The sequence below is a fragment of the Streptomyces sp. NPDC058697 genome (assembly GCF_042715345.1).
GTDB classification, from domain to species: Bacteria; Actinomycetota; Actinomycetes; order Streptomycetales; family Streptomycetaceae; genus Streptomyces; species Streptomyces liliifuscus.
The window spans coordinates 26,353-45,279 of the sequence record NZ_JBHXSU010000048.1 but is presented as its reverse complement, the minus strand read 5'-3'; the positions used below and the strand labels follow the sequence as shown (position 1 = coordinate 45,279).

The following is an 18,927-nucleotide window of genomic DNA, read 5'->3' as shown; positions in this document are numbered from 1 at the left end:
CCCCTTAAAGGGGCGCGGGGAACTGCGCAGTCTTTTGGGGGTTCGGGGGCGTAGCCCCTGAGTCAGGGACGGGAATGGGTAGGGGCGGCGGGGGCGAGGGACTTCTGGGTCAGCCCATGTGGGCCGGGGTCGTGTCCCCGGTGTGCTGGCGGCCCGCGTTGACGGCGAAGGCCATCACGACGAGGCCCGCGAGGAACATCGCCGCCGCGGCGACGAACGCCATCGCGTAGCCGTGCGTCAGCGCCTCCCCGGCCCGGGCCACAAGCCCGAAGTCCCCCGTGGCAAGCCCCCGATAGAGGGACGCAGCCGCATCGGGCAGCTCCCCGTCGGCAGCAGACGTGGAGATCGTGGACAGCACAGCCAGCCCCAACGCCCCACCGACCTGCTGCGCGGTGTTCAGCAGCGCGGACGCGACCCCGGTGTCCAGGTGGTCCACCCCGCTCACCGCCCCGAGCGTCATCGGCACGAAGCTCAGGCCAAGACCGAGCGCGGTGACGAACATCGCCGGCATGAGATGGGCCGCGTACGAAGAGTCCGCCTCCAGCGTCGCGAACCACCCCATGCCCACCGCGGCGACCAGCAGCCCCGGCCCGGCGATCAGCCGAGGGGCGAAGCGCGCGACCAGCTTGGAACTGACCCCCGCCGCGGCGGCCATACCGAAGCTGAACGGCAGATACGCGAAGCCGGTCTTCACGGGGCTGTAGCCCAGGATGAGCTGCATGTAGAGGGTCAGGAAGTAGAACGTGGCGAACATGCCCGCACCGATGAACAGCATGGTGGCGTACGAGCCGGTGCGGTTCCGGTCGCGGAACAGCCGCAGCGGCATCATCGGATGCGAGCTGCGGGCCTGCAGGACGAGGAAGACCGCCAGCAGGACGACGGCCGCGGCGAAGGACGCGAGGGTCGGCCCGTTCGCCCAGCCGTGCTCGCCGCCACGGGTGATGCCGTAGACGAGGGCGATCAGACCACCGGTGCCGGTGACGGCGCCGGGCACGTCGAGGCGGCCGGGGTGGCGTTCGGCCTCGACGAGCGTGCGGGTGCCGGCCAGGACGGCCAGGCCGATGGGGATGTTGACGAAGAACACCCAGCGCCAGTCCAGCAGGTCGGTGAGCGTGCCGCCGAGCAGGAGACCGACGGTGGCGCCGACGCCGCCCATGGCCGCGTACACGCCCATCGCGGTGTTGCGGGGCTTGCCCGCCGGGAACGTGGTGGTGATCAGGGCCAGCGCGCTGGGCGCGGCGAGCGCGGCGCCGACGCCCTGCAGGATTCGGGCGCCGATCAACAGTCCCTCGTTCGGGGCCAGTCCGCCCAGCAGGGAGGCCAGGGTGAAGACGATGACGCCCGCCTGGAACATGCGTCGGCGGCCGAAGAGGTCGCCCGCCTTGCCGCCGAGCAGGAGCAGTCCGCCGAAGGCCAGCGCGTACGAGTTGACGATCCAGGCGAGGTTCGCGTCGGAGACGCCGAGGTCGGTCTGGATGGCGGGCAGGGCGATGTTCGTGATGGTGGCGTCGAGTACGACCATCAGCTGGGCCGCCGCGATGACGACCAGGGCGAGGCCGAGGTGGCGGCCCGGGGGTGGGGCATCGGTGCCGGTGCCGGTGCCGGTGCCGGTTTCCGGGCGTGCGGGAGTGGTGACAGCTGTGCTGTCCGCAGACATGGAGGAACTCCAAAGGGATGGGCTGAGAACCGAAGCGAAAAGGGCGCGCCGTGTCGACGGTGAACGAGAACACCCGCGATGCAATCCGAGCGGGGCTGCCGTCTGCGGCACGCCTGCCTGACTCGGGACGAAGCCCAAACGTAGCAGTCGATTTCCGCCGGGAGGGGCGAGAATCCGCATTCTCAGAATGTGGTTCTTCTCCCCCTTGACGGGCGATCACAATTGTGGGCACCGGGGAAATTGAATTCCGCCGTCAGTGCCCACACTTCGAGCCGTCCTGTCAAATTCGGACAGGCTTCAGCGCGGTGTCGTCCCTGGCCGGAAGGGGTGGGCGTTTCTCCGGAGGGAAACACCGCCCACCCCTTCCGCGATTCACGAACCCCTTTGCCGTGAACCCCCTTGCCGTGAACCCCGTTGTCAGGGGGCCGGGTTGACAGGGGCGGGGCTGCACACCGTCGGCTCGTCGAAGATCTCGGCGAGGTCGCAGGCCAGGTCGTCCTCCCAGTCGGCGGCGTCGGCGCCGGTCCAGTCCTCCACGGGGGTGACGCCCTGCTCCTTCGTCTCCGACGGCGCCACCTGAGCCATCTGTGCGTCCTGCGCTGCCTGTGCCATCTGTTCCACGGACGGTTTCGGCGGGGCCTGGAGCCAGCTGTCGAGGGGACGTTCCGTGTAGCTCTCGACGCAGGCGACGATCGCCTCGCGCAGAGTGCCGGTATCGGTGAGCCCGGCGAGCGAGGGCCAGTCGGCGGCACACGGGTCGGGAGTGGGCTCGGGTACGGGCAGGGGTGCGGCCGGTGCCACGGCACCGGCGTCGACCGCCGCGGCCATCGCGGGCGTACCGGCGGTCACGGCCAGGCAGCCCGCCGCCAGAAGAGGTATGAGGCATCGGGAGAGGGTGCGCATGGGGACTCCAGAGTGGGTGTGGACACGAGCGGGACGAGCTGCCTGGTTCTGGCAACTGCTCCCGGCACCTCCTCCCAGCAACTTCCGAGAGCCGCGCCACCGCAATCCGTACGCGGCCGAACAGGTGCCCGCACTGACCCGGACGTGGTGTTCTGGCCGCTTCCGCCCAGGTCCGCACCACCCTCGACCCCCTCGTCCGACGAGCGGGTGTACGCCTGCCCGACGGATTTCCCCCACATCACCCCGGTCTCTCCACAGACTTCTGTTGCGATCTCGTTAGCAGCTACTCCTTGACGCACCGGGAACCCCGACGTTGGCTTTGGTCACCTGGGCCCGCACGGTTGCGCCCTCGTCCGGAAGGCACCCGAAAGTGAACAGCGCCATACGTCGTACCGCCGTAGCCGTCTCGGCTTCCACGATGACCCTCATGCTCGCCGCATGCGGAGCACTGGACGGGAGCAGTGACGGCGGCGAAGCGAGCCCGACCAAGGGCGACGACATCACGGTGGGGCTGCTGCTGCCGGAGAAGTCGAACTCGCGCTACGAGAAGTTCGACTACCCGATCATCAAGGACAAGGTCTCCACGCTGACCAACGGCAAGGGGAAGGTCGTCTACGAGAACGCCGAGCAGGACGCGGCCGAGCAGAACAAGCAGCTCGCGCGGATGGTGGAGGACAAGGTCGACGTACTCCTCGTGGACGCGGTGGACTCCAAGGCCATCGCCTCCGGGGTGAGGCAGGCCAAGGAGGCGGGGATTCCCGTCATCGCGTACGACAGGCTGGCCGAGGGGCCGATCGACGCGTACGTCTCGTTCGACAACGAGGCGGTCGGCCAGGTGCAGGGCCGGGCCCTCGTCGACGACCTCGACGGCGGCAAGTCACAGAAGATCGTCATGATGAACGGCGCGGTGACGGACCCGAACGCCGCCCAGTTCAAGGCCGGCGCCCTCACCGAGCTCACCGGCAAGGTGACCATCGCCAAGTCGTACGACACCAAGGACTGGAAGCCGGCCAACGCCCGGGCCAACATGATGGCGGCGATCTCCGCCATCGGCGCCGACAACATCGCCGGGGTGTACTCCGCCAACGACGGCATGGCCGGCGGCATCATCTCGGCGCTGAAGGCGGCCGGGGTCACCGACCTGCCGCCGATCACCGGCCAGGACGCGGAGCTGGACGCGGTGCAGCGCGTGGTCATCGGCGACCAGTTCATGAGCGTCTACAAGCCGTACCCGCAGGAGGCCGAGACCGCCGCCGAGATGGCCGTGGCCGTCGTCCGCGGGTTCGGCATCGAGTTCGACTCCCTGACCCCGGACAAGGCCAACAGCCCCACGAAGAAGAACATCCCGGCCAACCTCCTCCAGGTCTCCAAGCTGACCAGGGACACCATCAAGTCGACGGTCATCCAGGACGGCATCTACACGGCCGACCAGATCTGCACGGCCAAGTACAAGGCGGCCTGCGACTCCCTGGGCATCGAGTAACACCTCGTCGGATCCCGTCCTGCCCCGAGTCGACGCGCGTAACCGGGACGGTCCAGGAACTTTCCCACATCTGTGGAAAACTCCTGGATCTCCTGGATCTCTTGGTCGCGGCCCCGGCCCAGTACTCGATCCAGGCGTGGCTCTGGCCGGCGAGCTGCTTGAGCCGCTGGGGCCGAGCACCCAGGTGTCCTTGGAGCCGCCGACCTGGCTGGAACAGGGCCACCGGCCGCTGGGCGATCCACCCGCGAGGATCGACGACGACTTCTTTGCGTACGCGATCGAGCGTCTGTTGGTCCGCGTGCGGTCCGATTACTAGGCCCGGCCCGTCAACTGGCTTCACGACGAGCTGGTCGAGCTGGTCGAGCTGGTCGAGGGCCGCCTCCAACTGTCCTGGCTCGTCGGGGCGGAGCGACTCTACATAGGAGAGCACCGGTTCCTCGGACAGGTGGTAACCGGATGAGATCGGGAACGTACGTGTAGAGCAGCTTGCCGTCCGTCACGCCGTTGCCCGCAGTGTTCGCGAGTGTGACGTTCCCGGCCTGGGCGGAGTTCAAGATAGGCCTCAAGGGCCCTCCCATTCCAGCGCGTCCAGCACACGCGGCACGAGGTCCGGCGGCCAGGGACGCTCCTCGCCAGCGAAGGCGTACGTCACGGCGGTTCGTGGACGACCGGGCCATCTGATCGGCCCTGAACGGAAGTTCGGCCGGTTCCATCGGTGCGGTGGCCATGAGCCGTTGGGCGCCGGCTCATATGCGGTCCCTCTTCAAGGCTCATCCGGCCGCTCAAACATCTCGTCCCACGCGTTACGCAACGCGACGACCACTCGGTGATTGCCGGCGGCTCACGCGGGCCGCGCGTTTGCTCACCGTCCTCATGCGTCGCACATGCGCCCCGCCGTCCGATTCGCGACCGGCATCAGCTTGTTGCAACGAGCCATGCTGTGGTGGGGATAAATCGGTATTCACTAGGTCGATAGGGGGCGGGGACGCGGCGAAGCCGTGTTGCGGAGGCGGTGGCAGCCGCGCATAGTTGCGCTCCGGAAGAGGCTTGAACCGGGGGTTGAGGAGATGGCCGGGCACGGGAAGGAAGCGCATCCGCACGGTGCTGACCGCCTGTGCGAGGCAGGGGACCGGGTGTACTCCCGGGCGGTACGACGCGGCCGGGTGTCCCGCGAGGACGCGGGGACCGTGCCCTGTCTGGTCGAGCTGGCGCTGCTGCATCCCGACCCCGACGACATGGGCTGGCTGGTGCCGACCTCTCCGCAGGAGGTCATGACACGGCTGCTGCGGGAGATGCACGAGCACGTCGTCGCGACGCAGTCGCGCATGGGATCGGCGGTGTCCGCCTTCGAGTGGTACGCGGCCCTGGGCGGCAACGCCCACTCGCGCGCCGAGGGCGTGGCGATCCGGGTGCTCGACGGACTGCCCCGGATCCGGGCCGCGATGGACGAGGCGACCGAGGCGTGCGCGTCCGAGGTGCTGGCTGTCCAGCCGGGCGGCATCCGCCGCGAGGACGAGCTCTCCGAGGGCCTGCACCGGGCGATGGCGCTGCGCCGCCGGGGTGTGCGCATGCGGGACCTGTACACGCATGTGGCCCGGCACGGGCAGGGCCTGCTGAACTACATGGAGCTGATGGGCGACGCGGCCGAGGCCCGCACCCTGGACGAGGTCACCGAGCGGCTCATCGTCTTCGACCGCACGGTCGCCTTCATCCCCGCCAGCTCGGACCGCACGATCGCCCTCGAACTGCGGCATCCGGCGCTGGTGGACTACCTGGTCACCGTCTTCGAACGGCTCTGGCGCCTGGCGATCCCCCTCACGGCGCCGCTCCCGGACACGGGCATCGAGGGCATCACGCACCGCGAGCGCTCCATCGCGGCGCTGCTGGCGGAGGGCCACCAAGATGCGGTCGTCGCCGAACGCCTCGGCATCAGCGTCCGCACCTGCCGCGCCCACATCGCCCGCCTCTCGGAAACCCTGGGCGCCGCCAGCCGCACCCAACTCGGCGTCCGCATAGCCCAGGCCGGCCTGGACGGCCCACCCCGCTCCCCGGAACTCCAGCCCCTCACGGCTCCCGGTCCCGGGATTCCAGAATCCCCGACCGACCGATGAGGTAGCCGAGTTGGGCGCGGCTTTCGCTGCCGAGGGTGGCGGCGAGTTTGGCGATATGGACGCGGGCGGTACGGACGTTCATGCCGAGGCGCTCGGCGATGACCGTGTCCGTGTGCCCCTCGACGAGAAGGCCGGCGATGGCGAGCTGACGGGTGGTGACGCCGTTCACCGAGGGCTGTTGGGCGGCCTGGGGATACATCGGCGTGGCGAGGCGCCAGAGGCGGTCGAAGGTGGTGGCGAGGTGGGTGACGAGGGCTGGATGCCGGATCTCCAGGGCGATGCTGCGGTCCTTGGCCGCGGGGATGAAGGCGACGGTCCGGTCCATGACGAAGAGACGCTCGGTGACCTCGTCCAGGGTGCGGACCTCGACATCGCCGTCGAGCTGCTCGAAATGAGCCACGACCGCGGACGAGTAGCGCGAGGTGTGCTGGTAGAGCGTGCGCATCCGGGCTCCCCGGGAGAGCAGCGCTCGCTCCCGCGGCAGCGCGTCGGCCAGGATTTCGGGCGGCCGGTTTCCGCCGGGCTGGATGGTCAGCATTTCCTGCGACGACTCGGCCACCGCCCGGTTGACGGCGGCGTTGATCCGAGGGAGTCCCTGAAGCGCGGTGACCAGGGCGGAGCCGGAGGAATGCGCGCCATGGGCGTTCAGGTTCAGAAGAGGCTCGAACGTCTCGGCCAGCCTCGCCGCCCGGCGGCGCTGCCGCACGACTTCCTCGTCAAAGGTGCGGAGCAGCCTCGGGAGGGCGACGGCGGGCGCGGTGGGTCTCAGCCATCGAACGTCCTCCGGGTCGGGCTGCAGGAGGCCGAAGTCGATCAGACAAGGTGACTTCAGGGCGTCCTGCTGCCGTACACGTCCCTCGCTCAGCGCGCGGCCGTACAGCAGCGACCCCGCCTCGCACAGCTCCTCGACCTGGTGCGTCCGATGCTCGGGAATCTCGTCGGTGGACATTCAGTGATCCTGCTCCAGGAGCCCTGACTGCGCTATGAGGAAACCGAGTTGGGCCCGGCTGCCGCTGCCGAGGGCGGAGGCCAGCTTCGCTATGTGGGCGCGGCAGGTGCGGACGTTCATACCCAGACGGCGTGCTATGGCCTCGTCGACGTACCCCTCGATGAGGAGTTTGGCGATGGAGCGCTGGACAGGGGTGATGCCATTGGGGTCGACGTCGTTCGGGACGTCCTCGGTCAGCGGGACCGCGCGCTGCCAGAGCTGTTCGAAGACCTTGCTGAGGTACATGACGAGTCCGGGGTGCCGGAGTTCGAGAGCGACCCGCCGGTCGTCGCTGGCGGGGATGAAGGCGACGGTCCGGTCGAAGATGATCAGGCGCTCTATGAGCTCTTCCAGCGTGCGGACCTGGATCCTGCCGCCGGATATTCGCTCCACGTAGGCGAGTGTTCCCTGGCTGTGCCTCGCCGTGTGCTGGTACAGCGTGCGGATACTGACCCCGCGGTCCGTGAGGGGCCGGTCCCGCTCCAGGGCCTGCATGAGAGCGTCCGCGGGGCGACCGCCGCCGGGCTGGATCGTCAGCATCTCCGTGTTGCACTCGGCGGTAGCCGAATTGAGTGCGGCGTTGATCCGGTCGAATCCCTCCAGGACGGTGATCGCGTGGATGCTCGTCTGCCCCTGCGTGCTGATCGCGATGAACGGATCGAAGGAATCGGTCAGCTCGATCGCCTGCCGCCGCCGCTCCTGGATCTCGCGTTCCAGGGGGTGAAGACGTTGTGCGAGCGCGACGGACGGGGGAACTGGGCGCAGCCACTTCTCGTCGTCCGGATCGGGGTGGAGCAGTGCGAACTCCAGGAGACAGGGAGCCGCCTCCACCTCGACCCGGGTGATGCGCCCGGAGTGCAATGCGCTGGCGTAAAGGCGCGCTCCTTCGTCACACAACGTCGTGACAGCATGGGGATGTGTCGGTTGTGAGTTATTTGTAGGCAAATCTCCACCCCCCAGGGTCCTGAACATGCAGGAACATGATGCATCGCTCCTGTGGCATTGACGTGCCTGAATGAGCCATCGTCTTGTGACGACGGGGGAGAAGATTCCATCAAGTGAGGACGAAGCCGACTATGCGAGCGAGATTGCTTGGTTCAGTGCTTGCCGCAGTCTTCTCTGTCGCTGTGGCCTTCGGCACGTCGGGGGGCTCGGGCCTCGACGTTGTGCACGCCGAGCAGTCGGTCCCACCGGACAGCGGTTGGACCGATGCTGAGGCGGCGCCGGCGGACAGTGGCTGGACCAAGGTACTGGCCGGGGCGGCGGAGGTTCCGCCGGACAGCGGTTGGACGAGCAGCCCCGCGGACGCAGAAGCATGACCACCCCTCCCGACGACCGTTCCTTCCGCCGAGAAATGGCCACCGCGTACCGCTCCGGCTGGCACTTCATCGATCTGGCCACCGCTGTCCCCCACAGCGGTGACTCATTGATGGTGACGGTGTTCGGGGAGCCGGTCGTGGTGACCCGGGACGAGGACGACGAAGTACGGGCGTACCGGTGTCTGCGACGGCCTCGGGGGGCGCCGCAGCCGGTACGGTGCGCCATTCGGTACGGAATGATCTTTGTGAACCTCGACCAGCGCGACCACCGGCTGGTCGAGCCGGAAGCCCCGGACGTACGAGCCATCTCAGCCACCCCCCGCAGTGCCTGACGCGATTCCCCCGTCGTTGTAAATCGCTCAGGCGCTTCCCCCCGCAGCGGCGTCACCGTGACCTGAACACGGTGACGCCGCTGCAGTTTCCAGGCATATTTCAGGTCATCGACCGGTTTCCACAAGGGCTGAAACCAGCCTGGTACGCGACTGGTGTCCCGCTGTGCGCGCACCTCGCACCGGTTTCCCGTCAGCCGTGCCCCAGCGCCGACGTCAGGGTGATCTCGACGACCGCCCTGGATGGGTTGGGGGACGGGGTCCGGCCGTAGCGCTCGGCGTACCGGCGTTCCGCCTCCGCGACCCGCTCGGGGTCCATGGAAACCGTCGCGCGCCCCTCCAGCGTCGCCCACCGCCGTCCGTCCACCTGGCAGACCGCGACGGGGATGCCGTCGGGCCCGCCGGCCTGCACGTTCCGCACCTTCGTGCTGGACTTGTTCGCGATCACCCGAGCGAGACCGGCCTCCGGATCGTATGTAACCCCGACGGGCACCACATGCGGCGTGCCGTCGGGACGGAGGGTGGTCAGGGTGCACAGGTGACGTTCCCGCCAGAAACCGAGGTACGAGTCGTCGGGATCGCGCGGGTTCACGGGGTACGAGGCCATGGACCGGAACTTAGCCGCTGCCCCTCGCCCGCATCTTCTTGAGTGGAATAGACTCAACTTTGTGTACGTTGGTTGGGTCAGCCAACCTGGAGCACGAGGAGGAGAACGGACACGTGGACGCCGAGCTGACCAACAGGAGCCGGGACGCGATCAACGCGGCCAGCAACCGGGCCGTGACCGGGGGTCACGCCGATCTCACCCCCGCACATCTGCTCCTCGCGCTCCTTGAGGGGCAGGAGAACGAGAACATCACCGACCTGCTGGCCGCCGTCGAGGCCGACCAGGCCGGCGTGCGCACCGGCGCGGAGCGCGTACTGAGCGCGTTGCCCAGCGTGACGGGCTCCACCGTCGCCCCGCCGCAGCCCAACCGCGAGCTGCTCGCCGTCATCGCCGACGCCGCCGAGCGCGCCAAGGAACTGGGCGACGAATACCTCTCCACCGAGCACCTGCTCATCGGGATCGCGGCGAAGGGCGGCCAGAGCGGGGACGTACTCTCCCAGCAGGGGGCCAGTGCGAAAAAGCTGCTTGAGGCCTTTCAGAAGAGCAGGGGAGGGCGCCGGGTGACCACCCCGGATCCCGAGGGCCAGTACAAGGCACTCGAAAAGTTCGGTACGGACTTCACCGCGGCCGCGCGTGAGGGCAAGCTCGACCCCGTCATCGGACGGGACCAGGAAATCCGCCGCGTCGTGCAGGTGCTCAGCCGCCGCACCAAGAACAACCCCGTCCTCATCGGCGAGCCCGGCGTCGGCAAGACCGCCGTCGTCGAGGGGCTCGCCCAGCGGATCGTGAAGGGTGACGTCCCGGAGTCGCTCAAGAACAAGCGGCTCGTCTCGCTCGACCTGGGCGCGATGGTGGCCGGCGCCAAGTACCGCGGTGAGTTCGAGGAGCGCCTGAAGACCGTCCTGGCCGAGATCAAGGACTCCGACGGCCAGATCATCACGTTCATCGACGAGCTGCACACCGTCGTGGGCGCGGGCGCCGGCGGCGACTCCTCCATGGACGCCGGCAACATGCTGAAGCCGATGCTGGCACGTGGCGAGCTGCGTATGGTCGGCGCGACCACCCTCGACGAGTATCGCGAGCGGATCGAGAAGGACCCCGCCCTGGAGCGCCGCTTCCAGCAGGTGCTGGTCGCCGAGCCGACCGTCGAGGACACCATCGCGATCCTGCGCGGACTCAAGGGACGGTACGAGGCACACCACAAGGTCGTGATCGCGGACAGCGCGCTCGTCGCCGCCGCCACGCTCTCCGACCGGTACATCACCTCCCGCTTCCTGCCCGACAAGGCCATCGACCTCGTCGACGAGTCCGCGTCCCGGCTGCGCATGGAGATCGACTCCTCCCCCGTCGAGATCGACGAACTCCAGCGCGCCGTCGACCGGTTGCGCATGGAGGAGCTCGCGCTCGACAAGGAGACCGACCCCGCCTCCAAGCAGCGCCTTGAGAAGCTGCGCCGCGACCTCGCCGACAAGGAGGAGGAGCTGCGCGGCCTCACCGCTCGCTGGGAGAAGGAGAAGCAGTCCCTCAACCGCGTCGGTGAGCTGAAGGAGAAGCTCGACGAACTGCGCGGCCAGGCCGAACGGGCCCAGCGCGACGGCGACTTCGACACCGCCTCCAAGCTGCTGTACGGCGAGATCCCCACCCTGGAAAGGGACTTGGAGGAAGCCTCGGAGGCCGAGGAGGAGGCCGCGAAGGGCACGATGGTCAAGGAGGAGGTCGGCCCGGACGACATCGCGGACGTGGTCGGCGCCTGGACCGGCATCCCCGCCGGACGCCTCCTGGAGGGCGAGACCCAGAAACTCCTGCGCATGGAGGAGGAGTTGGGCCGCAGGCTGATCGGTCAGACGGAGGCGGTCCAGGCCGTCTCGGACGCCGTACGCCGCACCCGCGCGGGCATCGCCGACCCGGACCGCCCGACCGGCTCGTTCCTCTTCCTCGGCCCCACCGGTGTCGGCAAGACCGAACTCGCCAAGGCCCTCGCGGACTTCCTCTTCGACGACGAGCGGGCCATGATCCGCATCGACATGTCGGAGTACGGCGAGAAGCACAGCGTGGCTCGGCTGGTCGGCGCGCCGCCCGGTTACATCGGCTACGAGGAGGGCGGCCAGCTGACCGAGGCGGTCCGCCGCCGCCCGTACAGCGTGGTGCTCCTCGACGAGGTGGAGAAGGCGCACCCGGAGGTCTTCGACATCCTGCTCCAGGTGCTGGACGACGGGCGCCTGACGGACGGCCAGGGGCGGACGGTCGACTTCCGCAACACCATCCTGGTCCTCACCTCGAACCTCGGCAGTCAGTACCTGGTCGAGCCGCTGACGTCCGAGGAGGAGAAGAAGCAGCAGGTTCTCGAAGTCGTACGGGCCTCCTTCAAGCCGGAGTTCCTGAACCGGCTCGACGATCTGGTGGTCTTCTCCGCGCTGAACAAGACGGAGCTTGAGCGGATCGCCAGGCTCCAGGTCGACCGGCTCGCGAAGCGGCTGGCCGAGCGGCGGCTGACCCTGGAGGTCACCGACGCGGCGCTGGCCTGGCTCGCCGACGAGGGCAACGACCCGGCGTACGGGGCGCGGCCGTTGCGGCGGCTCGTCCAGACCGCCATCGGTGACCGGCTCGCCAAGGAGATCCTCTCCGGCGAGGTCAACGACGGCGACACGGTTCGCGTCGACGCGTTCGGTGACGGCCTGATCGTCGGCCCGACGCCGGCTGCCTCCGGCAAGGAGCTGTAGGGGGGTTGCGGCCTGGTTTCGTCTGCGGCCCGGTGGGGGCTGATCGCGCAGTTCCCCGCGCCCCTTAACAGCAAGGGCTACCGCCCCCTGAAGACGAAAGCGCGGGGGCGCAGCCCCTGCCTTTCGTCTTCAGGGGCGCGGGGAACTGCGCGACAAGCCCCCACCGGGCCCGCACCCGCACAACCGAACCCCACCCACCCCTCACGTCACGCCGGCGCAGCCACCCGTACGCCAACCCGCGTGCGGGTGGCCACCAGCTGCCCGTCCTGCGGATACGCATGCCACGTGCGCCAGTGCACTTGCCCCTCGTGCCGCTGGGCGAGCATCGCCGTGAAGGCGTGCGGGCTGCCGGGGAAGACCCCCGCCAGACCGTTCGGATGGTCGGCCACCAGCGCGAGCAACTCCTGCGCGCGCCCCGCGAACGAGCCCCGCGACAACGTCTCCACCCGCGCGGCGAACTCGTACTCCCAGTCGCCCACCCGCTTGGCGACGCCGAGCGGCAACGGCGTGCTGCTGCCCGGAATGCAGGCGACCGTCTCCGAACAACTGCCCCGCTCCTCCTCCAATAGCACCTGGTGGGACGCCCCGAGCAGTCTCAACTGGAGCTTCGAACCCGAGAGTTCGAGATCGAGCGTGGCGAGCGCGGGCAGCGGTTCGCGACCGAGGGCCCAGGCGAGATCGGCCGCACGCGTGTCGGTGTAGGCGGTGTTGAGGGTCGTGAGCATGGGTCGGCTCCGCTGCACGCAAAAGGGTGGGGTTGGTGTCTGTGAAGGGTGACGGTGAGTCGGTCCGTCGCACCCCGGTCGGCGCCGGGCGGGAATTGGGCCCGGGCGGCCAGGTCAGAAGGATGTTCCGGGGTCTGCGTCGGCGATTACGAGGGAATCATGAACGGCGCGTCCGCCACAGCGTTTTTACCCAACTTCGTAGGGTTTCCATCCCCCCGAGGGCTCCTCAGCTCAACTGTTCAGCCAAGAAGTGCGCCATTGGCTCACACGTGCGCCTTCACGCCCCCCGCTCTCTCAACGCCCCTCAACGTCCCTCAACACTCCTCGACACCCGCTCGGCTCTCCTCGCACGCCGAAGCGCCCCGCCAGGCAGAGGAATCCCGGCACACGGCGAAGCGCCCCCGCGGGCGGCGAATCCCGGCACGCGGCGAAGCGCCCGCCGGGAGACGACTCCCGACGGGCGCTCGTGGTGCCGGACGGTCCGGACGCGGTTCCCCGTCCGGAGCTCGGCTGCCCCGTGTCAGCTGCCTCCGCCGCATCCGCCCCCACCGCCCCCGCCCCCGCAGGACGACGACCCGCCTCCGCAGGACGAGCCGCCACTGCAGGAAGAACTCCCCGTCGAACAGCCGCCGCCCGCGCCCGAACCCGAACCCGAGCCGCCGGCCCACCAGCTGTGCCTGGACCGGCGCGAACGCCGCCTGCTGCCGCTCGTCGCGACGGACACGACTCCGATGACGACCAGTACGACGAACACCGCCAGGATGATGCCTACGATCATGGCGCCACCCTCCTTCCGTTCCCCCGAAGCGGCCCCCCGTGGGCTCTGCTTCTAGCCAGTACTTTTGTCTGCGTTTCTGCCTGTTCCTCTTGCTGCTTTCCCGTGTGTGCTTCTTGTGTGAAAGGGGGATGCCCCCGCGTCTCGCGGACCAAAGCAGAGTTGAGCAACTCCAGAGGTTGAGCGCAGGATGGCGGTCATGACCTCCAGCGCACGCCGCCCGCTTCTCAACCGCCGCCTCGCAGAGTTCGGCACGACGATCTTCGCCGAGATGTCGGCCCTGGCCCTGAGTACCGGCTCGATCAACCTCGGCCAGGGCTTCCCCGACACCGACGGCCCCGAGGAGATCCGCGAGGCGGCGGTGCGGGCGCTGCGCGACGGCCGCGGCAACCAGTACCCGCCGGGCCCCGGCGTGCCCGAGCTGCGCACCGCGATCACCGCCCACCAGGAGCGCCGCTACGGCCTCACCTTCGACCCGGACACCGAGGTCCTGGTCACGGCGGGCGCCACGGAGGCCATCGCCGCGGCCCTGCTGGCCCTCGTCGAACCGGGCGACGAGGTGATCGCCCTGGAGCCGTACTACGACTCGTACGCCGCCTGTATCGCGATGGCGGGCGGTACGCGCGTACCGGTCACCCTGCGCCCGCACGAGGACGTCCACGACGGGGTCGTACGCCGGCGCTTCCGTCTGGACCTGGACGAGCTGCGCGACGCGGTCACCGACAACACCCGGCTGCTGCTGATCAACACCCCGCACAACCCGACCGGTACGGTCCTCACCCGCGAGGAGCTCACCGCGATCGCCGAGCTGGCCGTCGAGCGGGACCTGCTGGTCGTCACCGACGAGGTGTACGAGCACCTGGTCTTCGACGAGGCCGAGCACATCCCGCTCGCGACACTGCCCGGCATGCGCGGGCGCACGGTCACCATCGGGAGCGCGGGCAAGAGCTTCTCGTTCACCGGCTGGAAGGTCGGCTGGGTGACGGCCGCGCCCGAACTGGTGGCGGCGGTGCGCTCGGCCAAGCAGTTCCTGACGTACGTGGCCTCGGGGCCCTTCCAGTACGCGGTCGCCGAGGCGCTGGCGCTGCCCGACACGTACTTCGAGGCATTCGGTGCGGACATGCGGGCCAAGCGGGACCTGCTCGGCGCGGGGCTGGCGGAGGCGGGCTTCACGGTGTTCAGGCCGGCCGGAACGTACTTCATCACCACCGACATCCGGCCGCTCGGCGAGAGCGACGGGTTCGCGTTCTGCCGCGCGCTGCCCGAACGCGCGGGCGTGGTCGCCATCCCGAACGCCGTCTTCTACGACCACCGCGAGGCCGGGGCACCCTTCGTCCGCTTCGCCTTCTGCAAGCAGACGTCGGTCCTGGAGGAGGCGGTGAAGCGCCTCAAGACGTTCGCCGGCTGAGGCATCGGCACCCGGCGCTGTCGCAGCGGGGCCCGGGCGCTGTCACGGTGACGCGCCCGGAACGACGGAGAAGCGGGGGAATTCGCGCTCGCCCAGCCGCGCGTTGCTCGCAAATGATACGAATTGCCAGCAATCTTCCAGTGTGACCCAAGCAAGTACCCTCGCGCCCCCGCCCCCCGCCGTCACGGAGCCCGCCACCGAGGGCCGTGCCCGTCCGCGTCCGTCCCCGGCGGCCGCGATGGGCACGGCCCTCGGACTGTTCGCCGCCGCCCGGCTGCTGGGCGCCGCCGCGGTGGCCATGGCCGCCTGGGCGACCGGCGGGCACCCGGTGCTGCTGCTCGGCCGGTCCTGGGACTCCGTCTGGTATCTGCGGATCGCGGGCGACGGCTACGGGCGCAGCCTGCACTTCCGCCCCACCGTCGTCCACAGCGACCTGGCGTTCTTCCCGCTCTACCCGGGGCTGCTGCGGTCCGTCACCGAGCTGACCCCGCTCAGCGGCCCCGGCGCCGGCCTGCTGATCTCGTGGACGGCCGCCGCGGTCGCCGCCTGCGGGATCTACGCGATCGGCGCCCGGCTGCACGACCGTGCCGTCGGCACCGCCCTGGTCCTCCTGTGGGGCCTGCTGCCGCACTCCGTCGTGCTCTCGATGGCGTACACGGAACCGGTCCTCACCGCCTTCGCCGCCTGGTCGCTGTACGCCGTCCTCACCGGCCGCTGGGTGTGGGCGGGCGCCCTCGCGGCCTGCGCGGGACTGGCCCGGCCGAACGGCTTCGCCGTGGCGGCGGCGGTGCTCGCGGCGGCGGCGTACGAGATCTTCAGGCGGCGCGGAAAGGTTTCCCACAGGCTGTGGACGGGCGCGGCGCTCGCACCCCTCGGGTGGGCGGGGTTCTTCCTGTGGGTCGGGCGACGCAAGGGTGATCTGCTCGGCGGGTACTTCGAGGTGCAGCGGCTGTGGGGCTCACGTTTCGACTTCGGCCTCGGCGCCCTGCGCTTCGTCAAGCATCTGCTGCTGCACGGCGACCGGCTGGTCTTCCCCATGTCGATGGTGATCGTGGCGGCCGGTCTGCTGCTGTACGGGCTGCTGATCGCCGACCGCGCGCCCCTGCCGCTGCTGGTCTACGCGGGCGCGCTGCTGCTCGTCGCGGTCGGCGGCGCCGGCTTCTTCGAGTGCAAGCCGCGGTTCCTGCTGCCCGCGTTCCCGCTGCTGCTGCCGCTGGCGTGCGCGCTGGTACGGACGGCGAGAGCCCGACCATGGCACGCGACCCTGGTGGTCGGCGCCCTGGCCGGGCTCTCGTTCGCGTACGGGGCGTACCTCGTCGTGCTCGCCCACAAGCCGCTGTGAGCCGCCGCGGGGCCGTGGCCCGCGGGGCTCGTGCCCGAGTGAGTCCTACTCGTCCTCTTCGGGCTTGTCGGCCTCGTCGATCTCCTGCTCAAGGCCGAGCTGCTCGACGAGCCACTTGTCGAACTCGATGGCGGCCCGCACCCAGCTGACCGTGGACGACACGAAGTGCTCCAGGCTGACGCCCGTGCCGATCAGCATCTGCGCCTCGCCGATCAGGCGGACGGTGCCGTCGTCGTGCGTGTGGCTGTAGACCTTCGGCCACAGGGTGCGCCGGTTCCAGTCGTCGATCGACTCGAGGATCTGGGGCTTCTCCTCGATCTGGTGCGGCCGGTCGTAGAACGTCCGCACCGAGAAGACCTGCTGGTCACCTTCGCCGCGGAACATGAAATACGTGCGGAACTGCTCCCACGGCGCCGCGAGGTCACCCTCGTCGTCGACGACATACTTCAGCTCCATTTGGTCCAGGAGCTGCTTCACAAGGTCCTGATCAGGGACGACGGGGCCCGCCGGTCCGCCGGGGTTCGGCTCGGGCTGGCCCCCGAAGTTCGGAATCGAGGACGGGTCGATAGACATTCGGTGGGTACTCCTGAGGATTGCACGTGGTTACCTGACTTCGACCCTAGCTCTGATCGGCGTTCAGTAGTCCTTTGGCCCCAGGAGAATCGGACAGAGCGGCGAGGCAAGCCCCCGTAAGGGGCGCGGGGAACTGCGCGCTCAGCCCAAACGGACCCGCAGCCGAAAACGCGACCGGGAAAGACGGAACCACCCCGTTCACGGCCCGTACGCGCCCTGGCCAAAGTATGCGTTCAGGCCCGAGTTTCCACACGTGTGGGTGACAGGACGCAGTTGTTCGGTGACGTACCGTTCGCTGGGTGATCGAGCCGCACGCCACCGCCCAGCCCGGCACGGCCACGGCCCCCGCCCAGCCAGGCACGGCCACGGACCGGGCGGGCACGGCCAAGGCCCCGCCGCCCCGGAGCGGCCAGGGCCCGGCGCGCCTGCCGGTCAGCACGGCCACCGGGCGGTTCCTCGTCCTGGCCGGCGTCTTCATCTGCGCGGCCTGCGGACTCGTGTACGAACTCGAACTCGTCGCCCTCGCCTCGTACCTGATCGGCGACTCGGTCACCCAGGCCTCCGTCGTGCTGTCCGTGATGGTCTTCGCGATGGGCCTCGGCTCGCTCGTCGCCAAGCGCCTGCGCGGACGCGCCGCGGCCGGCTTCGGCGCCGTCGAGGCCCTGCTCGCGCTCGTCGGCGGCTGCAGCGCGATGGCCCTGTACGCCGTCTTCGCCTGGACCGGCGACTGGGGCGGCGCCTGGGAGGGCGGCTCCAGCTACGTCCTGGTCGCCTTCTCCCTGGCCATTGGACTGCTCATCGGCGCCGAGGTCCCCCTGCTGATGGAGCTGATCCAGCGCATCCGCAGACAGGACGCGGGCGGCGCGGTCGCGGACCTGTTCGCCGCGGACTACGTGGGCGCGCTGGTCGGCGGACTCGCCTTCCCCTTCCTTCTCCTGCCCCTGCTCGGCCAGTTGACCGCGACCCTCATCACCGGAACCGTCAACGCCATCGCGGGCGGCGCCCTCGTCCTCGGCCTGTTCCGGCACGACCTGACCAGGCGCGCCCGCTGGCTGCTGGTCGTAGCCAACCTCGTCGTGCTCGCGCTGCTCGCCTCCGCCGCCGTCCTGGTCGACGACTTCGAACGGGCCGCGCGGCACGCGGTGTACGGCAAGGACGTACGCGTGGCGATGCACACCGACGTCCAGGAGGTCGTCCTCACCGGCGGCACGGACGGCCGCCCCCTCGACCTCTACCTCGACGGACGCCTGCGGGTCAGCGGCAGCGACGAACACCGCTACCACGCGGCCCTCGTCCACCCCGCGATGAACGGCCCGCACGCGCGCGTGCTCGTCCTCGGCGGCGGCGACGGGCTCGCCGTGCGCGAGGTGCTGCGGCACGGCGGCGTACGGCGGGTCGACGTCGTCGAACTCGACACCCGGCTCGTGGAACTGGCCCGCACCGACCGGGCGCTGTCCGAACTGAACGGACACGTCTACGGGGACCCGAGGGTGCGGGTGGTCGCCGCGGACGCCTTCGGCTGGCTGCGCCGGGCCCCGCGTGGCGCGTACGACGTCGTGGTCTCCGATCTGCCCGATCCCGGGATCACGTCCAGTACGAAGCTGTACTCGCAGGAGTTCTACGGGCTCGCGCGGGGCGTGCTCGCGGGAGGCGGGCGGCTCGTCGTGCACGCCGGGCCCGTGGCGTCGCGGCCGCGCGCCTTCTGGACGGTCGACACGACCGTACGGGCGGCCGGCCTGCGGACCGTTCCGTACTCCGTGGCCGGACGCGACCCGGCGGCGGCGAGCCGGTCCCGGGCCCCGCAGGACTGGGGGTTCGTCCTCGCCTCCCGTGCCCGGCCGCAGCTGCGTACGCCGGCGGGCACCCCGTACGTACCGTCCCTGCGCGCGGGCGTGCGGGAGGCCGAACGCAGCCGGCTCACCGGCCTTCCGCCGTCCACGCTGGTGCATCCGAGGTACGCGGACTGACTCCGACCGAGTCCTCTGCC

17 protein-coding genes are annotated in these 18,927 nt (G+C 69.7%); 7 read left to right on the top strand and 10 right to left on the bottom strand.

Annotated elements, in window-relative coordinates; translation table 11 throughout:
* Window positions 1–109: 109 nt before the first annotated feature.
* Window positions 110–1,657: an MFS transporter gene (locus ACFWXQ_RS46695; protein WP_383953823.1), complete on the bottom strand. Its 1,548-nt coding sequence runs from the start codon at window positions 1,655–1,657 to the stop codon at window positions 110–112.
* Window positions 1,658–2,074: 417 nt separating this feature from the next.
* Window positions 2,075–2,560 (bottom strand): hypothetical protein, encoded by a 486-nt coding sequence (locus tag ACFWXQ_RS46690; RefSeq protein WP_383953825.1) that lies wholly within the window; start codon window positions 2,558–2,560, stop codon window positions 2,075–2,077.
* A 418-nt stretch (window positions 2,561–2,978) separates the two neighbouring features.
* On the opposite strand from ACFWXQ_RS46690, the gene ACFWXQ_RS46685 reads away from it, so the two are divergent.
* Entirely contained in the window at window positions 2,979–4,043 is a 1,065-nt protein-coding gene (locus ACFWXQ_RS46685; RefSeq protein ID WP_383953841.1) for a sugar ABC transporter substrate-binding protein, read from the top strand.
* Here ACFWXQ_RS46685 and ACFWXQ_RS46680 read toward each other — a convergent pair.
* Both ACFWXQ_RS46680 and ACFWXQ_RS46675 read right to left on the bottom strand, forming a co-directional pair.
* On the bottom strand, window positions 3,961–4,473 hold the full coding sequence (locus ACFWXQ_RS46680; RefSeq protein WP_383953827.1) for a circularly permuted type 2 ATP-grasp protein: 513 nt from the start codon (window positions 4,471–4,473) through the stop codon (window positions 3,961–3,963). The genes ACFWXQ_RS46685 and ACFWXQ_RS46680 overlap by 83 nt on opposite strands.
* The gene (locus tag ACFWXQ_RS46675) at window positions 4,370–4,621 is read right to left on the bottom strand and encodes a hypothetical protein (RefSeq protein ID WP_386270368.1); all 252 of its coding nucleotides are present in this window, start codon (window positions 4,619–4,621) and stop codon (window positions 4,370–4,372) included. Before ACFWXQ_RS46675 ends, ACFWXQ_RS46680 begins: the two co-directional genes overlap by 104 nt.
* A 489-nt stretch (window positions 4,622–5,110) precedes the next feature.
* Between ACFWXQ_RS46675 and ACFWXQ_RS46670 the strand changes: the two genes are divergently transcribed.
* A complete protein-coding gene (locus ACFWXQ_RS46670) occupies window positions 5,111–6,154 on the top strand; it encodes a LuxR C-terminal-related transcriptional regulator (protein WP_383953831.1) in 1,044 nt (347 codons plus the stop codon).
* Here ACFWXQ_RS46670 and ACFWXQ_RS46665 read toward each other — a convergent pair.
* On the bottom strand, window positions 6,108–7,103 hold the full coding sequence (locus tag ACFWXQ_RS46665; protein ID WP_383953833.1) for a helix-turn-helix transcriptional regulator: 996 nt from the start codon (window positions 7,101–7,103) through the stop codon (window positions 6,108–6,110). The genes ACFWXQ_RS46670 and ACFWXQ_RS46665 overlap by 47 nt on opposite strands.
* Window positions 7,104–8,114: a helix-turn-helix transcriptional regulator gene (locus tag ACFWXQ_RS46660; RefSeq protein ID WP_383953835.1), complete on the bottom strand. Its 1,011-nt coding sequence runs from the start codon at window positions 8,112–8,114 to the stop codon at window positions 7,104–7,106.
* Window positions 8,115–8,457: 343 nt separating this feature from the next.
* Here ACFWXQ_RS46660 and ACFWXQ_RS46655 point away from each other — a divergent pair, with 343 nt between their 5' ends.
* Window positions 8,458–8,793 carry a hypothetical protein gene (locus ACFWXQ_RS46655; RefSeq protein ID WP_383953837.1) on the top strand — a complete coding sequence of 112 codons (336 nt, stop codon included), beginning with the start codon at window positions 8,458–8,460 and terminating at the stop codon, window positions 8,791–8,793.
* Between the two features lie 190 nt (window positions 8,794–8,983).
* Here ACFWXQ_RS46655 and ACFWXQ_RS46650 read toward each other — a convergent pair whose 3' ends face one another.
* A complete protein-coding gene (locus tag ACFWXQ_RS46650) occupies window positions 8,984–9,397 on the bottom strand; it encodes a pyridoxamine 5'-phosphate oxidase family protein (protein ID WP_383953839.1) in 414 nt (137 codons plus the stop codon).
* 113 nt (window positions 9,398–9,510) lie between these two features.
* Here ACFWXQ_RS46650 and clpB point away from each other — a divergent pair, with 113 nt between their 5' ends.
* A complete protein-coding gene (clpB, locus tag ACFWXQ_RS46645) occupies window positions 9,511–12,117 on the top strand; it encodes an ATP-dependent chaperone ClpB (protein ID WP_383953843.1) in 2,607 nt (868 codons plus the stop codon).
* A gap of 206 nt (window positions 12,118–12,323) precedes the next feature.
* Here the strand turns inward: clpB and ACFWXQ_RS46640 are convergent, their stop codons facing one another.
* Together ACFWXQ_RS46640 and ACFWXQ_RS46635 are read right to left on the bottom strand one after the other, a co-directional pair.
* Entirely contained in the window at window positions 12,324–12,842 is a 519-nt protein-coding gene (locus ACFWXQ_RS46640; RefSeq protein ID WP_189843293.1) for a DUF2617 family protein, read from the bottom strand.
* Between the two features lie 520 nt (window positions 12,843–13,362).
* Window positions 13,363–13,620, bottom strand: coding sequence for a hypothetical protein (locus tag ACFWXQ_RS46635; RefSeq protein WP_383952661.1), 258 nt, complete (start codon window positions 13,618–13,620; stop codon window positions 13,363–13,365).
* Window positions 13,621–13,807: 187 nt separating this feature from the next.
* Between ACFWXQ_RS46635 and ACFWXQ_RS46630 the strand changes: the two genes are divergently transcribed.
* Entirely contained in the window at window positions 13,808–15,025 is a 1,218-nt protein-coding gene (locus ACFWXQ_RS46630; protein ID WP_383952659.1) for a pyridoxal phosphate-dependent aminotransferase, read from the top strand.
* 142 nt (window positions 15,026–15,167) lie between these two features.
* The gene (locus ACFWXQ_RS46625) at window positions 15,168–16,367 is read left to right on the top strand and encodes a hypothetical protein (RefSeq protein ID WP_383952657.1); all 1,200 of its coding nucleotides are present in this window, start codon (window positions 15,168–15,170) and stop codon (window positions 16,365–16,367) included.
* A gap of 45 nt (window positions 16,368–16,412) precedes the next feature.
* On the opposite strand, the gene ACFWXQ_RS46620 is transcribed toward ACFWXQ_RS46625, so the two are convergent.
* Window positions 16,413–16,940 carry a YbjN domain-containing protein gene (locus ACFWXQ_RS46620; protein WP_200397317.1) on the bottom strand — a complete coding sequence of 176 codons (528 nt, stop codon included), beginning with the start codon at window positions 16,938–16,940 and terminating at the stop codon, window positions 16,413–16,415.
* Window positions 16,941–17,239: 299 nt separating this feature from the next.
* On the opposite strand from ACFWXQ_RS46620, the gene ACFWXQ_RS46615 reads away from it, so the two are divergent.
* Complete coding sequence (locus ACFWXQ_RS46615) at window positions 17,240–18,907, top strand: polyamine aminopropyltransferase (protein WP_383952655.1); 1,668 nt, start codon at window positions 17,240–17,242, stop codon at window positions 18,905–18,907.
* Window positions 18,908–18,927 lie beyond the last annotated feature (20 nt).

Bases quoted from the DNA above. Each gene is read 5' to 3' on its own strand.
- ACFWXQ_RS46640 (WP_189843293.1), bottom strand. From the start codon at position 12,842: ATGCTCACGACCCTCAACACCGCCTACACCGACACGCGTGCGGCCGAT.
- ACFWXQ_RS46695 (WP_383953823.1), bottom strand. From the start codon at position 1,657: ATGTCTGCGGACAGCACAGCTGTCACCACTCCCGCACGCCCGGAAACC.
- ACFWXQ_RS46635 (WP_383952661.1), bottom strand. From the start codon at position 13,620: ATGATCGTAGGCATCATCCTGGCGGTGTTCGTCGTACTGGTCGTCATC.
- ACFWXQ_RS46675 (WP_386270368.1), bottom strand. From the start codon at position 4,621: ATGGGAGGGCCCTTGAGGCCTATCTTGAACTCCGCCCAGGCCGGGAAC.
- ACFWXQ_RS46685 (WP_383953841.1), top strand. From the start codon at position 2,979: ATGACCCTCATGCTCGCCGCATGCGGAGCACTGGACGGGAGCAGTGAC.
- ACFWXQ_RS46620 (WP_200397317.1), bottom strand. From the start codon at position 16,940: ATGTCTATCGACCCGTCCTCGATTCCGAACTTCGGGGGCCAGCCCGAG.
- ACFWXQ_RS46630 (WP_383952659.1), top strand. From the start codon at position 13,808: ATGGCGGTCATGACCTCCAGCGCACGCCGCCCGCTTCTCAACCGCCGC.
- ACFWXQ_RS46665 (WP_383953833.1), bottom strand. From the start codon at position 7,103: ATGTCCACCGACGAGATTCCCGAGCATCGGACGCACCAGGTCGAGGAG.
- ACFWXQ_RS46670 (WP_383953831.1), top strand. From the start codon at position 5,111: ATGGCCGGGCACGGGAAGGAAGCGCATCCGCACGGTGCTGACCGCCTG.
- ACFWXQ_RS46655 (WP_383953837.1), top strand. From the start codon at position 8,458: ATGACCACCCCTCCCGACGACCGTTCCTTCCGCCGAGAAATGGCCACC.
- ACFWXQ_RS46660 (WP_383953835.1), bottom strand. From the start codon at position 8,114: ATGTTCAGGACCCTGGGGGGTGGAGATTTGCCTACAAATAACTCACAA.
- ACFWXQ_RS46690 (WP_383953825.1), bottom strand. From the start codon at position 2,560: ATGCGCACCCTCTCCCGATGCCTCATACCTCTTCTGGCGGCGGGCTGC.
- ACFWXQ_RS46650 (WP_383953839.1), bottom strand. From the start codon at position 9,397: ATGGCCTCGTACCCCGTGAACCCGCGCGATCCCGACGACTCGTACCTC.